Annotated in this window: 11 protein-coding genes and 2 tRNA genes; 3 read left to right on the forward strand and 10 right to left on the reverse strand. The window is 43.4% G+C overall.

Annotation, left to right across the window (positions count from 1 at the left end):
* Positions 1-228: 228 nt before the first annotated feature.
* Positions 229-732, reverse strand: a complete 504-nt coding sequence (gene purE, locus ACVBIO_RS16915; RefSeq protein ID WP_447161116.1) for a 5-(carboxyamino)imidazole ribonucleotide mutase — start codon at positions 730-732, stop codon at positions 229-231.
* A gap of 482 nt (positions 733-1,214) precedes the next feature.
* Between purE and ACVBIO_RS16920 the strand changes: the two genes are divergently transcribed.
* The gene (locus tag ACVBIO_RS16920; protein WP_447173055.1) at positions 1,215-2,483 is read left to right on the forward strand and encodes a sensor domain-containing diguanylate cyclase; all 1,269 of its coding nucleotides are present in this window, start codon (positions 1,215-1,217) and stop codon (positions 2,481-2,483) included.
* Between the two features lie 223 nt (positions 2,484-2,706).
* Here the strand turns inward: ACVBIO_RS16920 and ACVBIO_RS16925 are convergent, their stop codons facing one another.
* The 4 genes from ACVBIO_RS16925 to ACVBIO_RS16940 form a co-directional block, all read right to left on the reverse strand.
* Positions 2,707-3,324: a transglycosylase SLT domain-containing protein gene (locus tag ACVBIO_RS16925; protein WP_447161114.1), complete on the reverse strand. Its 618-nt coding sequence runs from the start codon at positions 3,322-3,324 to the stop codon at positions 2,707-2,709.
* Between the two features lie 134 nt (positions 3,325-3,458).
* Entirely contained in the window at positions 3,459-3,899 is a 441-nt protein-coding gene (locus tag ACVBIO_RS16930; RefSeq protein WP_447161113.1) for a hypothetical protein, read from the reverse strand.
* 2 nt (positions 3,900-3,901) lie between these two features.
* Complete coding sequence (gene gshA, locus ACVBIO_RS16935) at positions 3,902-5,503, reverse strand: glutamate--cysteine ligase (protein WP_447168887.1); 1,602 nt, start codon at positions 5,501-5,503, stop codon at positions 3,902-3,904.
* A 145-nt stretch (positions 5,504-5,648) separates the two neighbouring features.
* A complete protein-coding gene (locus ACVBIO_RS16940) occupies positions 5,649-8,486 on the reverse strand; it encodes a M16 family metallopeptidase (RefSeq protein WP_447173056.1) in 2,838 nt (945 codons plus the stop codon).
* Between the two features lie 474 nt (positions 8,487-8,960).
* Between ACVBIO_RS16940 and ACVBIO_RS16945 the strand changes: the two genes are divergently transcribed.
* Both ACVBIO_RS16945 and ACVBIO_RS16950 read left to right on the forward strand, forming a co-directional pair.
* Entirely contained in the window at positions 8,961-10,211 is a 1,251-nt protein-coding gene (locus ACVBIO_RS16945; RefSeq protein ID WP_447161110.1) for a dicarboxylate/amino acid:cation symporter, read from the forward strand.
* Positions 10,212-10,312: 101 nt separating this feature from the next.
* Positions 10,313-10,498, forward strand: a complete 186-nt coding sequence (locus ACVBIO_RS16950; protein WP_447161109.1) for a hypothetical protein — start codon at positions 10,313-10,315, stop codon at positions 10,496-10,498.
* Positions 10,499-10,907: 409 nt separating this feature from the next.
* Here the strand turns inward: ACVBIO_RS16950 and ACVBIO_RS16955 are convergent, their stop codons facing one another.
* The 5 genes from ACVBIO_RS16955 to ACVBIO_RS16975 all read right to left on the reverse strand — a co-directional run bounded on the left by ACVBIO_RS16955 (position 10,908) and on the right by ACVBIO_RS16975 (position 15,916).
* Positions 10,908-12,038: a sodium ion-translocating decarboxylase subunit beta gene (locus ACVBIO_RS16955; RefSeq protein ID WP_447173057.1), complete on the reverse strand. Its 1,131-nt coding sequence runs from the start codon at positions 12,036-12,038 to the stop codon at positions 10,908-10,910.
* 8 nt (positions 12,039-12,046) lie between these two features.
* The gene (oadA, locus tag ACVBIO_RS16960) at positions 12,047-13,870 is read right to left on the reverse strand and encodes a sodium-extruding oxaloacetate decarboxylase subunit alpha (protein ID WP_447173058.1); all 1,824 of its coding nucleotides are present in this window, start codon (positions 13,868-13,870) and stop codon (positions 12,047-12,049) included.
* Positions 13,871-13,890: 20 nt separating this feature from the next.
* Positions 13,891-14,139, reverse strand: a complete 249-nt coding sequence (locus tag ACVBIO_RS16965) for an OadG family transporter subunit (RefSeq protein WP_447161106.1) — start codon at positions 14,137-14,139, stop codon at positions 13,891-13,893.
* 1,600 nt (positions 14,140-15,739) lie between these two features.
* A tRNA-Ser gene (locus ACVBIO_RS16970) sits at positions 15,740-15,831 on the reverse strand.
* An 8-nt stretch (positions 15,832-15,839) separates the two neighbouring features.
* Positions 15,840-15,916 (reverse strand) — tRNA-Arg (locus ACVBIO_RS16975).
* Between the last annotated feature and the right edge of the window lie 111 nt (positions 15,917-16,027).

The raw sequence follows: 16,027 nt of genomic DNA on the forward strand, positions 1-16,027 counted from the left end.
CCGCTAAGCTTTGTCCAGTTAAACCTATATTGCAAGTGCTTAGCTCAAGCAATAACTTATGAGGTGGCTAGCATTAGCCATAATAGTGAAGAACAGCAATCTGAGACAAGAATTAACAGCAATATGACTAAGTGGCGTGAAGAACGTAACCCATAAAAGTGCCGCACAGAAAAACTATCTTAGCGGCATTTCATTGCTAACAGACGTATTCAGAATAGACTGATTAACTTAAGCGAGCTTGGCTTGTAGAGCGGCATCTTTAGCTGCAACAGCTTCAGCAGACTTAGCACGCTCTTCTTTAACGGCCACAGCAAGGGCATCATCGCCAACGGCTAACATTTGCGCGGCAAGATAACCTGCATTTTTAGCGCCTGCGCTACCGATAGCCACCGTTGCTACAGGTACGCCGCCAGGCATCATCACTGTCGATAAAAGTGCATCGTGTCCTTGTAGTGGGCCGCAATCAATTGGTACACCGATAACAGGGCGAGTCGTAATACCCGCGACCGCACCAGCTAGGTGCGCAGCAAGACCTGCTGCACAAATAAAGACTTTACAACCACGCGCTTCTGCATCAGTTACGTAGCTATGCGTAGCTGCAGGCGTTCGGTGAGCCGAAGTCACTTTTGCTTCAAACTTAATTCCGAAAGTGTTAAGCACATCGAGGGTGGCTTGCATTGTAGGCAGATCTGAATCTGACCCCATTAATACTGCAACAAATGGTTGGCTCATGTTAAGTCCTGTAGGGCGGTGCATTATTATATTTGCGCGCATTATAATGACATTAAGCGCATTGAGTAAACAGGCTTCCCCTAAGCCTGCGACGCCGTTATCACAGGGTTTTCAAAAGCTGAAAATCACTTATTAATACATATGTATAGCAAACAAGTGTATGGTTAATTATCAGCTTGAGAATTGATAACTTCTGGTTAATTCAGCACTAATTTAGTGGTAAAGTAGTTGCAAAATTTAGCAGGAAAGAATGCTAGATATTAGGTTCGAAACCTACCCGGCTTTATGTATATAGTATGAGATGAGATTTAGTACGATACTCGACGTTGTCAGCAGTGTATTTTACTTGTATATAGGTAGTGTCGATTTATAAGTGAATTAGAAATGAGAGTGGAAAGTGAGTCATAAAGCTGAATATAAGCACTTTTTAAGCGACATCGACGGCACATCAATGGTGAGATTTACGAATAAGGATATTCATAATGCCCATTAAAGATAGCTTGAAGAAAAAAAAGATAGACTCAGTCGGTCTAAAAACGCATCTCGCGCTTTTAGGAACTCCAATGCTATTACTCCTCATCGGCTGGGGCATTTTCTTTCGTATCAGCCCGACGCCAAACTCTGTCGCTAACTTAGTCTTAGTCGCAATAATCTATTTATTAGGTTACAGCTTAAGTTATTACTTCCATCAAGGTCGATTGAACCGATTATGGGAGCATCTTCAGCAGGTCATTCATGTTAACGATACCACCTTTGCATTGGTCAATATTGCTAATCGTTACCAAGATGAGCGCGCCTTTCTTGATGCGTTACTCAAGAAATCTGTCAGTAGTATTGATGGCGCTGAGATGGGATCGATTATAAAAGTGGATGCCAACACTGGGGAGTTGCACTTTGAGTCCACCGTCGGCATTGATATCAACAAGCTCAGACAAGTTAAATTCAATCTCAGCCAGTCTTTCGAATACCTGCTGACCAAAGGCAAATGTGACCGAGTCGTGGTCATCGATGATATGGCCAATATCAATGCCCATAGCACCCTAAGCACCGCCGAACAACAAGTCTTGCTCACCGCACCTGAGGCACCTATTCGTTCAACCTTATCCAGCCCAATACATATCGACGGTGCTCTCTATGGCATGCTGAATTTAGACAGTGCAAGAATTAACACTTTTAGTCATTACGACAGAAACTTGGTGGCAATCCTAACTCATGAAGCGGCGAATGCTATTGCGCTTTATCAGAAGACACGTCAAATTAACTTATTAGCCAATTTTGATAGTTTAACTCAACTTTATAACCGTCAACGCTTTGAAGAAGGAGTTAACAACTGGAAGATTAAAGCGCACTTTGGCAGTTATTTGGTCGTGTTAGATCTTGATAATCTAAAAGTAATTAATGACAGTGACGGACACCAGGCAGGCGATAAAGCCCTGTTGTATTTTGCTAGTACGCTAAAAACGCATTGGCATAGTAAACACTTGATTGCTCGCTATGGAGGTGATGAATTTGTTGCCCTATGCCACGGACCGCTAGAGCAGCTTGAAGAAGATCTTAAACAGATCAGGCAAATGCTAGCAGAGCAGCACTTAAGCGACAAACCTGCTTATAAATCTATGCCCGATATTCAGTTCAGTTACGGCATCGCTGACTACCAAGGGGATTTAAATACCAGCTTTAAAGCGGCTGATAGACTGATGTATCAACATAAACGAGGCAAAAAGGCCTCAACTCAGACAAATTATCAATAAAAAGCCCCCGCAAATGCAGAGGCTGTTATGTAAAGTCATTTAGCGATTTATTAGCGTTTATATTAGTGGCACTTGCTTATTGGCGCTTATTTCTTAACGCAAGGCTCGAGAGCTTAGTTGTTACTCTTAGCTCTAGAGCATGATGTTAATTTTAGTTTTAGAGCTTGATGTAAATAGTAGTGCTAAAACCTGTTCTCATTTTGTCTGGATAGGTCAGTATCGACTACCCAAAAAACAGTCGCCACAACCAGGATGAATCGAGATCCTCCTGACACTGCCTATATTGGGCTGCATATCGCTTAGAACGCTCATCTACACGGCCAGCAACCTTGATTAACCATGCTTTTTGATTATACGTTTTGCGTTTATAGCCCCCCCAACCTTCATGGTAATTCAAGTACTGGTTACGAGCATCCCACTTGGACACGCCATTGATTTTGTGCGTTTTGTAAATAAACCATCCCATAAAATCCATAGCGTCATCAAAGTTACTTCGACTTGACCAGGAGTTACCAGTTTCCTTAACGTAGTCATCCCAAGTCATGGTTTTTGCCTGCGCATAGCCATAAGCATCACTTGCTCGGCCAATAGGAATAAAGCCTAAAAAATATTCCATCGGTGGAGCAGCATTGTGCTTAAAAGAGCTCTCTTGATACATCATGGCTAAAGGAACATGTATCGGTACTCCCCATTTTTCGCGGGTATCTTTTGCAGCGCTATACCAGGAGCGATTCTCTGTGTAAATCGAACAAAGATTTTCGGGATCTTTTGGAGGAGGAGTCGCGCACCCAGTCAATAGGGTCGCTAAAATAACAGTCGTAAATAACGCGGGCCATTTCATAAAAAAAGATACCAACTGACAGTAATAGCAAAGCCATAGTGTCACACTGATAGCTTAAAGATGCAATTGAGCGTTATGGGAATTGTGTTGTAAATCAGATGAGAGTAGCTCGAACCTACCGCGATTACCTCCCCCTACTGGGCAGGTTGAAGCTCACAGTCATGGGGCTCTTGTTGCCATACTTCCGGTTGCCAAAAACCTTTATCATTACCGCGATAAACTTTGTCGACATTAAACTTGGCACCAATATGATAGCGCTCATTATGTGCCACATTCACCGTAAGCTCTTTAGGGATGCGAGCGCTAAGTTTGACCTTCAAATTCGGTGCATCAATCAACTCAGCAAGAGTAAAGGTGTGTTTACCTACACTTAACCGATAATAAGGTTTAGATATAACAGGCTTTCCATCTAGGTGAGTTACCACGACGCGATAAATATCAGCGTCGTGGTCGGGCTCCATATACGTCGCAACGATACCGCATTGATTGGCGGTATCAGGTTGAGTTGCACAACCCGATACCAGCAATACCAATGCAGTAAAACTTAATATATTTTTGAACCCTTTAGTCACCAAGGTTAAGCCTTAAAATAATCAACTAAAAACTGATCGAAGCTCACACTTGGCTCAGCTTCTAGCTTCGCTTGTTTCTCGAGTGATACAACTGCGTCTTGCTCATAGCGCATTGTCACAGCCTCTGACAGAGGATAGTTTTTGAGTTCTTGATGGTACTGCTCTGCAAGCTGTAACACCCAGTCACTATGATCTATTTGGTCTTGTTTTAGTCCTTTAATAATTTGTCCCGACAAGGTTTCGTCTGGATTATTAACGGCTTTGTGCCACTTAGTCAGCGCAACCTGGTAATCATCTCGGCCGTCATCGTCAAGTAGTGAAGCGATATCACTAAGATCACCAAACAATGATTCAAGCCAATGACTTAAGCTCAGCGGCTCACCTGAACGGGTTAACATAAGCCCCGGCTTACGCCCCTCAAGCACGACAGCTTGTAGGTTAGCGGCAATTTCCGCCTCTTCACTTGCATCAGATGCCGCTGAAGGTTGCAATAAGCAGTTCAATAAGAAAAGGTCTAAGAAACGGATCTGTGACTTTTCAATACCCACTGAGCTATAAGGGTTAACATCTAATGCTCTGACCTCTATATACTCAACCCCTGCTCGAGCAAGTGATTCTGACGGTTTCTCATTACCTTTCGCAACACGTTTAGCACGTATAGGCGAGTAGAATTCATTTTCAATCTGTAAAATATTGGCGTTAAGCTGACGATACTCGCCATCTACTTTAACGCCAATTTTTGCGAAATTAGCCGAAGGCATATTAATCGCAGATTTCATCCCTTCCAAGTAACAAGCTAAGCTGTTGTAACTAATATTTAAGTTGTCTTGCTCTTGGTTGGTATAACCTAAGTCACTCATCCGTAAAGAGGTGGCATATGGCAAATACAAAGTGCCATTGCCTATGACTTCAAAAGGAAAGTTATTCGTCTTAGGGTCTTGAATAAATGTGCTGCAAAGCGCTGGTGATGCACCAAATAAATACGGTAATACCCAGACTAGGCGACGATAGTTACGAATGAGACCGAAATAAGACTCTGAGATAAAATCCTCTAAGCTTAAAGATTTATCCGATAGCTCATACAGCCTGTCCCAGAGCTGGTCTGAAACAGAAAAATTAAAATGCACGCCTGAAATAATTTGCATCTGAGCGCCATATCGATAGGTCAGCCCTTTACGATATAAACGTTTCATTTGGCCAGTGTTAGAACTACCGTAATCCGCAATGGGGATATCACCCGCATCGCCAAGGTAGCACGGCATACTTACAGGCCAAAGTCGTTGGCCATTTAAGTGCCGGACACTATAGGCATGAGTTAAGGTCAAATCTTCGACTAATTCATCGATATCTTCAAAAACAGGAGTAATAAACTCAAGTAGGGATTCGCTATAATCTGTGGTGATCCGCGAATTGGTTAACGCCGAACCTAACGCTTGTGGATGTTTATCCAACGCTAGATGACCCGACTTTTCAATTCTTAACGCTTCACGCTCAATGCCTCGTTGCATTGTTCTTAGCGCTTGACGACTTGCCGTATCCGACAACTTACCTACTAATTCATTGAAAGATTTCAATACATTACTCTCTAGTACGTGACTTTTACCCATATAGCAATTCAGTCAGACCCGCTATAGACAACTTAAATTTCAAGTCGTACCAAATTAGCGTTTAGTTAACTGCCAGCATAATAAACGATGAGATGATGCCATAGATTTAGCACCATCTCTCGGATATATGGACTAATTATGTCTTTTACAACTGTAAAATTTCAATTGGATAACCAAGTGTTGATAATTCAGACTCAATTTGAGCTCGGTCGCCAACAACCAATATCACCATATCGTCTAAATTCAACTGCTCTTTAGCCAGTTGATTGAGTTCATTTAGGCCAATACTGTTAGTGATTGCAGTTTGCTGCTCACTGTAGTTATCGTCCAAATTATAACGCTGAATATTACGCATCAAGCCCGCTTTTTGATATGGCGTTTCATAGTTTAATGCCTTGGACTGTGAGATTGAACTCTTCATAAACTCGAGTTCTTTATCTGTCATCCCTGTTTCCTGAAAAGCATTAATCTCTTTGATAAATTCAATTAGTGCCTTTGTCGTCACATCACTACGCACGCTAGCCGTTGCTTGGTAAAAACCGAGTTCTGGGCCACCTGAGAAATAGCTTCTTGCGCCGTAGGTGTAACCTTTGTCTTCGCGAAGGTTGAGGTTAATTCGGCTATTGAATGCACCGCCCAGTGGGTAGTTCATCAAATACGATTTAAAGAACTCGCCCGTTGCATCATATTTAAGTCCACGCTTACCAATCTTAATCACAGATTGGGCCGCTTCTGGCTTATCTACAATATAGATTTTTCCACCCTCAAACTTGGGTAACGCTGCAAGCTCTGGCAAAGGCGTTGCGACCCCCTTCCAACTAGAAAGCGTAGCAAGTTTTGCTAGCATCTGCGCTTCATTCAAGCTGCCTACTGCCACTATTTGCGCATTACCTGCGGTATATTGCTGCTTATAGAAGGCGTTAACGTCATCTAACGTCATTGCTGAAACAGTGGCAATTGAACCGCCAGAGCTTACACCAAATGGGCTATTTTCGCCGTATAACAAACCGCTAAACGCCGTTGAAGCCAGATAGTTAGGCTCGGTAAGCTCTCGCTGTAAGTGTTGTAACTTTTGCTGCTTCACTCGCTCAAAATCGGCAGCGGTAAAACCGGGGGCAAATAGCTTCTCTTTGACTATGACCATGGTCTTATCAAGATTAGCTGCTAATGATGAGATTTTAACTTGGCTTTGATAACCACTTGCACTGAAACTCACATTGCTGCCTAGCATTTCTAACGCTTGAGTGAGCACCTCAGAGCTGCGCTTCTTGCTCGACTCATTCATCATTGACGCTGTCATGCTAGCAAGACCGGCTTGGTTTACATCTAATAAGCGGTGACCGCCATTAAGATAGATAACGATTTCAACCGTTGGCGTTTCGCTCGTCTGAGTACCAATGACCTGGATTTTATTGGCAAGCTCACCAGTCCAAAGCTCAGGCATGCTCAGTACTGGCGTTGGACCTGCTGCAGGAATAATACTTCTATCAAATGCAGAGGTGAGCTGTGGCTTAATCGCTACGTTTTCAACCGCAACGGAAGCGACCACCTCGGCAGGGGCAACAAAGTTATCTGCTTTAGCAATAAGTTGAGCTTGCCCTTGGGGCACGACGCTCATTACCACCATGGGCTTATCTTTGATGTATTTGTTAAACACACGCATCACATCAGCTTTGGTGACGTTTGCATAACGAGCCAAATCAAAGCCAATCATATCTGGGTTGTCAGAGAAGGTTTCATTAAAGGCTAGACTTGCCACCTTACCTTGTACGCTCTGCAAGCCGAATATCGTCCCCGCTTCAAAGTTAACTTTAACTTTTTCAAGATCATCATCGGTCACTCCGCGCTGTTCAAATTCAGCAATAGAGTCCTGCATCGCTTGCTCGATTTCAGCTAAGTTACCACCACGAGCAGGGTTTGCTAACGCGTACATAGAAAATTGACAAGCTAGCTCTTGGCAAGGATGACTTACACCCGCTTGTACTGCTAATCCATCTTTGACTAAGTTCTTATAAAATAGTGATGTCTTACCGCCACCTAAGATATTTGATAGCAGATCCAGCGCAGCTTCATCTTCATGGCGGGCATAAACGGTTGGCATACCAATACGCAGTAAGGGTAAGTGGACTCTATCTTCCATCGACAAGTAACGCGTTGCATCAAGAGTCACTAACTCTTTCACTGGCGCGTCGACTGCTGGGCCTGCAGGGATCTCACCGAAGTACTTATTCACCCAAGCAAGAGTTTGCAGCTCGTCGAAGTCACCACCAATGGTTAAGGTTGCATTATTAGGGCCATACCAACGCTGGAAGAAATGCTTAACATCTTCTACATCTGCACGATTTAAATCTTCAGGCCAGCCGATCACTGGCCATGAATAGGGGTGACCTTGTGGGTAAAATGCTTGATTGAAACGCTCTCCCATACGACCATATGGGCGATTATCTACTCGTTGGGCGCGTTCATTTTTAACGGTCTCGCGTTGAACTTCAAACTTTTCTTCTGTTAATGCTGGCAAGAAAAAGCCCATGCGATCTGATTCTAACCAGAGCATTTTTTCCAACTGATTATTCGGTACAGTTTCAAAGTAGTTAGTACGGTCGGTATTGGTGGTGCCATTTAAGGTACCGCCAGACTCAGTCACCATCTTAAAGTGCTGTTCATCCCCAACATTTTCAGAACCTTGGAACATCATATGTTCAAAAAGATGGGCAAAGCCTGAGCGTCCTTCTAATTCACGGCCAGATCCCACATGGTAAGTGACGTCAACATGTACCAAAGGATCTGAGTGATCTTCATGTAAAATCACCGTCAAGCCATTCGCTAATTGGTATTTGCGGTATGGGATCCCAACTTCATCATTACTAAAACCTACCGTTTCAAGTAAGACCACCCCTTCTGGTAGCGGTATTGAATTTTGTTGCTGTCCAGCACATCCCAATAATGCAGCACTTACCGCTGCGGCCAATATCCATTTTTTCAATGACTCTCTCCTTTTCCAACAGGCGTTATTAGCATCTTTTGCCATGCTGTATATTAATGCACCTAGTATTACCCACTACAGATAAAACAACCAGCGGTGTAATTTCAAATAATTAACCTAAAAATATGCCGTTTTTAATAACAATTGAAGCAAAGAATACACTTATTTATCGACAACAACATCAGGAGTAAAATTCCTTACCGAGTGAATTAATGCAATTTTTTTCACAGATGAAATAAAAACACCACCTTGTTGCAATCAAGTTAAAATTTAAAGTTATTAAAACAAACTCTTTTATCACAATATGTTATAACCAAATCGGTTTGTGATACACGCCACACTATCTATAGAATGAGCATCATTGGGTAACTAAATGTAAACCTTGTTAGAGGTTGCCTGCAAACTATTACTGGAGTGAACACCGATTCCCCCGTAAAGTAACTTTAGAAAAATAAAATTTTTGGAATTTCAACAATGTGGCAAGCAATTAAAAGTATCCCTTTTTGGCAGAAAGTATTAGCTGCCTTTATCTTAGGCGCCGGCGTTGGCGTCATTTTTGGTGAATCTGCAACGGTACTTAAACCGCTGGGCGATCTGTTCATTAGTGCGATTAAGATGTTAGTCGCACCGTTAATATTCTGCGCCATCGTTGTCAGTATCACTTCGCTAGGCTCCCAAGTCAGTTTAAAAAGACTCAGCTTTAAAACCTTAGCCATGTTCATGTTTACTGGCACAATCGCTTCACTGATAGGCTTAACTGTCGGCTCAGTTATCGATATGGGCGGTTCCATGGAGCTGGTAGCGACCGAAGTTCGTGAGCGAAATGTACCTGGATTTGCTCAAGTCGTTTTAGATATGATCCCTGTCAACCCGTTTGCCTCGCTGGCTGAGGGCAAGGTACTGCAGATCATCATATTTGCAGCTTTGATTGGCATTGCGATTAATAAAGTAGGTGAAAAAGCTGAACCATTAAAACGCACTATCGAAGCGGGTGCAGAAGTCATGTTCCAGTTAACCCGTATGGTGTTACAACTTACCCCAATTGGTGTATTTGGTTTAATGGCTTGGGTTGTTGGCGAATACGGTTTATCTACTCTGCTGCCATTAGGTAAGTTTATCGGTGCTATCTACTTAGCCGCATTGATCCATATTATCTTTGTCTACGGTGGTTTAATTAAGTTTGCCGCCAAGTTAAGCCCGATGCAGTTTTTCCGTAAAGCGATACCTGCGCAAATCGTTGCATTTACCACAGCATCAAGTTTTGGCACTTTACCTGCCAGCACGCGCTGCACGGAATCTATGGGCGTTTCTAAGCGCTATGGCTCTTTTGTGCTGCCCTTAGGTGCCACTATGAACATGGATGGCTGTGGGGGAATTTACCCTGCTATTGCCGCTATTTTTATCGCCCAGATTTATGGCATTTCATTAGATATGACTGACTATATGCTTATCGCTGTAACCGCAACGGTCGCGTCTGTCGGCACCGCTGGTGTACCCGGCAGCGCAATGGTTATGCTAACAGTAACGTTAGGCGTTGTCGGTTTGCCACTTGAAGGTATCGCTTTTATTGCTGCAGTCGACCGTATTATCGATATGATCCGCACAGCAACGAACGTCACTGGCGACATGATGACCGCCGTTGTGATTGGTAAATCAGAGGGCCAGCTTGATGAAATGCAGTTCTACGCCCAAGAGAATGCCCCTGTAGAGCAAGCTAGTAACTAGTACTCACTTGTCATTCAATAAAAAGGCCGCAATCGCGGCCTTTTTACTTTATACTTTTCAATATTCTACTAAGAATACAGACTATTTTGGAGCGCTTAGATATGACAAAACTCTTCATTCTTCCGATACTGCTTTCGCTGGCATGGGCACTTTTTCTTAACTATAACGGCGTACCATTAAAGCAAGGAAAGACGGGGTTTCTCTATATCATCGGCATCAGCCTGACCATCATTTTTGCACTGGTATTTTTACTCTGGCTCACTGCGGGTCAAAACCTCAAGTATTAACCCTCTATAACAAGGTTAATATTGATCAGTACAAGAAAGCATTCGACTCTAGTGTTGTTGGCTCATTCAACACGAAAGGAAGATGAAATATAGGCATAGTTCTATAAAACCGTTGGCGTACACAACCATCGGAACTTAAAACTCAGTGAAAAAATATTAGTGCCTAAAAGCGAACCACTGCACGTTAGTGACTGAAAAATAAGGCATAAAAAAGTCCTACTAAAGAGCAGGACTTTTCGGTTATGTGCTACAAGGCTGTCAGTTCTAAGAACGAGTTAATAATGGGTCAACCCAAAACCCGTTAACCCAAACTAATGCTCAAGCTAGTACCCAAACAAGTGCTTAAAGCTCAGGCTAGTACTAAAAATAGGTCTTAAACTAGCACTCATAAAATAGTAGTCAAAGCTTGTTAGCCAAGAACCGCCAGTAATACCCCCGCCGCTACCGCACTGCCTAATACACCAGCAACATTCGGCCCCATGGCATGCATCAACAAGAAGTTTTGGTTATTCGACTCTAGGCCAACCTTGTTAACCACTCGCGCAGCCATCGGTACAGCCGAGACTCCGGCAGCGCCCAGTAATGGATTAATTTTACCACCAGAGAGTTTGCTCATCAGTTTTGCCATAAGTACCCCCGTAGCAGTACCAATAGCAAATGCTACTGCACCAAGTACTAAAATACCTAAAGTTTCCATCTGTAAGAACTGCTCTGCTGACAGCTTAGAACCAACTGCAAGACCTAAGAATATGGTCACAATATTAATCAGTTCATTTTGCGCAGTGTTTGATAACCGATCGACAACACCTGATTCACGCATCAAATTACCAAGACAGAACATGCCAACCAATGGGGTTGCTGCAGGCAAGGCTAAGATGGTAAGCCCGAGCACCATCAGCGGAAAGATGATCTTCTCTTTCTTGCTCACTTCACGCAGCTGCTCCATCTTAATTTGACGCTCAGATTCAGTTGTAAGCAAACGCATAATAGGCGGTTGAATTAATGGTACCAGTGCCATATATGAGTATGCGGCAACGGCAATAGCACCAAGCAGATCCGGCGCAAGTTTAGAGGCTAAGAAAATAGCCGTTGGCCCATCTGCCCCACCAATAATGGCAATGGCTGCCGCGTCAGTCATCGAGAACTCAAACCCTGGGATCAAGTTCAGCCCGATAGCCCCTAAAAGGGTCGCAAAAATACCAAACTGAGCCGCTGCGCCAAGTAACAGCATTTTAGGGTTAGCGATAAGTGCACCAAAATCCGTTAACGCCCCGACTCCCATAAAGATAAGCAGAGGGAAGATCCCTGTTTCAATGCCTACGTGATAAGCGAAATAGAGTAGTCCTCCTTCATCGGTAAACCCACCGTTGGGAATATTGGCCAGTATTGCGCCAAATCCAATCGGTAGCAGTAGCAAAGGCTCAAACTTCTTTGCAATTGCTAAATATAACAATAGGCAGCCAACACCCATCATCAACAATTGGCCTAAGGTAAAATTAGCAATACCAGACTCAAACCAAAACGCGATTAATCCTTCCATGATGACCCCTACGCCAATGCTAACAGTTGACTACCAACTGTGACTGCGTCACCTTCTTTAACCCAAACCTTTGAGATCACCCCATCAGCTTCGGCGCGCACTTCCGTTTCCATCTTCATAGCTTCAAGAATAATCACCACATCGCCCTCTTTGACACTATCACCTGGCGATACATGTACCTTAAAAATATTGCCTGAAAGCGGAGCATTCTGCTCATGCTTAACTGCAGCCATATCAACAATCGCTGGTGCATGGGCAGCCCCATGGTTTGGCGCTGCAAACGGCACAACGTTTTCTGCCGGGGTTATTTGGCTAATGTCGCCACCTTCTGCAACTTCAACAACAAAGCTTTGCCCCTGTACGGTCACCGTATAGGTTTCAGGTCCTTGCTTATTGGCAGCAGCAAGCTCCGCCTTTTTAGCCTCTTCAAGCGCTTTAGCAGCCACGTCAGGTTTAGGTTCAAACGCATCGGGGTTATTGCGATTACTTAAAAACTTAAGGCCTATTTGTGGGAATAAAGCATAAGTAAGTACGTCATCATCAAGCTCTTTAGCAAGCGATATACCATCGGCAGCCGCTTTGTCTTTAAGCTCTATGCGTAATTTATCTAATTCAGACTCAAGTAGGTCTGCTGGTCGACAGGTAATAGCCTCTTTGCCAGCCAATACTCGTCGTTGCAGCTCAGCGTTAACCGGAGCTGGCGTCGCGCCATACTCACCTTTCAACACCCCTTCAGTTTCTTTAGTCATCGACTTATAACGCTCGCCTGTAAGCACGTTAATTACTGACTGTGTACCCACAATTTGTGACGTCGGCGTGACCAAGGGTAAAAAGCCTAAATCTTCACGAACGCGAGGGATCTCTTCTAGAACCAGATCTAACTTATCGCCAGCACCTTGCTCTTTTAGCTGGCTTTCCATATTCGTTAACATGCCACCAGGAACTTGTGCCCGTAAAATTCGTGAGTCGATCCCCTTTAATTCACCTTCAAATGCGGCATACTTTTTACGCACAACTCTAAAGTACGCAGCAATCTCTTCCAGCAAGGCCATGTCATAACCTGTCGCTCTATCTGTTCCTTCAACCATCGCCACTAAGGTTTCTGTTGCGCTATGACCATAGGTTTGGCTCATAGAAGAGATAGCAGTATCGAGCACATCAATACCCGCTTCGATAGCTTTTTGATACGTAGCAGTACTTAGACCTGTGGTTGCATGACAATGCAAAGAGACAATGAGATCGGTCTGCGATTTGATTTGGCTAATCATATCGAAGGCTTCAAAAGGCTTTAATAAACCTGCCATATCTTTAATACAGAGCGAATGACACCCCATATCTTCTATGCGCTTAGCCATATCGACCCAGGTAGTTAAGTTGTGTACCGGGCTTGTGGTATAAGATAGGGTTCCTTGGGCGTGGCCACCGACTTCAACAACAGACTTAACCGCCGTCTCAAGATTACGCACATCATTCATCGCATCGAATACGCGGAAAACATCAACACCATTGGTATAAGCTCTTTCAACAAAGCGATTCACCAAATCATCGGCATAATGACGGTAACCCAGCAGATTCTGTCCTCGTAGTAACATCTGTTGAGGGGTGTTAGGCATTACCTTTTTCAGTTCACGGATCCGCTCCCACGGATCTTCTCCAAGATAACGAATACAGGAGTCAAATGTAGCGCCGCCCCATGATTCTAATGACCAAAAGCCGACTTTATCGAGTAAAGGCGCGATGGGTAACATATCTTCGGTACGCAAACGAGTAGCGAGAATAGATTGGTGTGCGTCTCTTAGGACCACATCAGTTAAAGCCAATGGCTTGCTCATACGAATACTCCCTACTTTTATTATACTTTCTTACGATGCTGATGAATGGCTGCAGTGATCACCGCAGCCATTAAAGGACTTACAGCAGCTTGATCCGATTGTTGTTGAGTCGAAGGGCCTTGACTCATATTTTGTTGTGGCAAAGGGCCAAATTTTCGAGCAACCAAATTCATCGCTAAAATGAGCATACTCAAAAAAACAAATACCAGTGTCATGCCTAGAACCATGATCCCCAGTGCGTCATATAACTGTTCAGATATTGAAGCCATCTCTTCCTCTTGTAGACACTTTATTGTGAACAAACGTGGCGATCAGCCAATAGAAATTCACTTAACATTCACATGTTATGCAATTCATTCCATTCATTTCAGATACCGCTTAGCAGTCAAATGGCAACCTCAGACAAAAACAATAACCAATATATAACAAGATTGCGACCCCTTTGTAAATTGGTCATACCATAAAAATCATCACAAACTCATAGCTACTAACAAATCATCACTATTAAAGCCGATAAATTGAATATTCATCAATATACAAGCTTTTACGGCCATTTCTTTATAATTTAATAGTGCATTTACTGGAAAATGAATTCAGAAAATAGAACAGAGAGGAGCGATAAAAGCCAAATTGCAATTTTATGCAATTTAGCTTTTAGGCTTTATCGCTGAGTGGAGTCGCATAGTTAATGGCAATTTACGGAAAATTTAGATGTTTAGCGATTGAGTTTTTGACGATTGCATTGATAGCGATAGATATTATAAATCTGCTTGGTAAATATCATTAATCGGGGTTTTATAGCTATTACATTAAGTTGATTAGCGATGATAAAGGGAGGCTATTGTCGTGGTATCGCCAATGATCCTCAGCAGTATAAAGCGGTGAACATTCAACGGCGTTTAGCGCATCAGAGACTGGTCATTAATCGCTCACTGGTTCGAGTTTGGTGGCATAGCATTTTCGGTAACAGCACCTGCGCTACTTAGCCTACTGAATCATTTCAGTAGTGTATTAATGAAATTCGCTGCATCAGATCCCCATGGCCAGAGGAAATGTCTATGTAATCGGGATACAAGACCTTATACCAATCAGTATAAGAAGTTGATCTACTCAGAACGTTTTTTGGCAAACTGATTCAAGGCGAATAACTGAAAGAATGGTTGCTCCTTGTGAAGTTGTTCAACGCAGTAGTAGGCAGCCAAAAACGCGCCAGAATGGCGAGTTTTGGCGGCTCTGATCCTGTGACTCTTATGGAACAAGAGGGAGCTTAACCTAGTTCAACTATGCTCTTCACTCGTTGCAAACCACATGATCTTGTATGTTCCCGACATACATAAGACATTTCCTCCATCCCTGGAGGTCAGATGTGGTGAATGTCATTAATGCACGACTATATGGATATAGGAGGTAGAGTAACGCAGGAGCAGTTACCGAGGAGTATTTAATGAGCTTGTCTCAGTGCCGCTAAACTCTCGCTGAGCGACCAAATCTTTATACTGATTGGTATTATGCTCACGACGTATCGAGCATAATCGAACTAGGTTTATGCTTGTTAGCGCTGCATATGAAGCGTTAAAGCTCATTTTTTAAGGCGGGTTTGGACTTCCTACTTCAGCATTAAATAACTTCGTAAGGAATCCCACTTCATCATCTATTCTCATTGAATTAGTTTGTAAAAACTGGATGAGTAATATGATTGCTATTGTCTCCCTTGGAATAAAGCTTAGGTATGTTCAACAAGCACGATACCAATTCGCTATAAATTGATGCTGAATGCTGAATGCTGAATGCTGAATGCTGAATGCTGAAAAGGGTAAATTACAGACACAAAAAAACCGCACTTAGTGCGGTTTTTTTGTTTTTAATGAATGGCGGAGAAGGAGGGATTCGAACCCTCGATGGGAGTTAAAGCCCATACTCCCTTAGCAGGGGAGCGCCTTCGGCCACTCGGCCACCTCTCCGCAAAACATGGTGCGCGTGGGAGGATTCGAACCTCCGACCGCCTGGTTCGTAGCCAGGTACTCTATCCAGCTGAGCTACACGCGCAAAATCGGTACGACTTGTATCTAATTTGTTTTATATGGTGCGGATGGGAGGATTCGAACCTCCGACCGCCTGGTTCGTAGCCAGGTACTCTATCCAGCTGAGCTACATCCG

This window comes from Shewanella sp. 0m-8, from assembly GCF_052977265.1.